We start from the raw sequence: 267 nt of genomic DNA, 5'->3' as shown, positions 1-267 counted from the left end.
GTAGAGTTTTAATTGATTGGTCATCTAAGTATTGCGATGAGCATACAGGATACCAGCAAAAGCAATACAACAAAGATGTGAGGTATAACAGAGACAATAAAGAACAGTACAGCTATTACCATTCAAAAGAGTGGAAAGGACTAAGAGAAGCTAAGTTGCTTGAAAGTCATTTTAGATGTGCTATGTGCAAAGAAGAAGGAAAGAGTAATCGCAGCAATAGATTGATTGTTCATCATAAGTATATGGAACTGAAAGATGTATTGCATA

Annotated in this window: 1 pseudogene; it reads left to right on the top strand. The window is 34.8% G+C overall.

Annotated features, from left to right (window positions below):
* Positions 1–267 (top strand): annotated as a pseudogene (locus R2R70_RS20575) (hypothetical protein); the annotation flags it as partial.

This window comes from Cobetia sp. SIMBA_158, assembly GCF_046566945.1.
Lineage (GTDB): Bacteria > Pseudomonadota > Gammaproteobacteria > Pseudomonadales > Halomonadaceae > Cobetia > Cobetia amphilecti.
This window is presented reverse-complemented; position numbering and strand designations above follow the sequence as displayed.